Source organism: Streptosporangium sp. DT93 (assembly GCF_049844535.1).
GTDB lineage: Bacteria > Actinomycetota > Actinomycetes > Streptosporangiales > Streptosporangiaceae > Streptosporangium.
The window spans coordinates 1-251 of sequence record NZ_JBNCLF010000111.1 but is presented as its reverse complement, the minus strand read 5'-3'; the positions used below and the strand labels follow the sequence as shown (position 1 = coordinate 251).

The 251-nt window shown below is 69.3% G+C and carries 1 protein-coding gene; it reads right to left on the bottom strand.

Annotated features, from left to right (window positions below):
• Positions 1 to 251 (bottom strand): transposase (locus ACLQ2R_RS39705; RefSeq protein ID WP_425966568.1); only part of this gene is annotated, 251 nt, incomplete at both ends.

Genomic DNA, 251 nt, shown 5'->3' with positions numbered 1-251 from the left:
TTCTCACGGACGAGACGCGTGGTGACCTTGTGCAGATGATCACGCCTGCGGTCGGCGATGCGGGCATGCACCCGCGCCACCTTGAGCGTGGCCTTGGCCCGGTTGGCCGACCCCTTCTCCTTACGGGCCAGGCGCCGCTGAGCCTTGGCCAGTTTCTTGCGGTCGGCCCGCTCGTGCCGAGGGTTGACGATCTTCTCCCCGGTGGAGAGCGTCGCCAGCGCCGTGATCCCCGCGTCCACGCCCACCGTGGC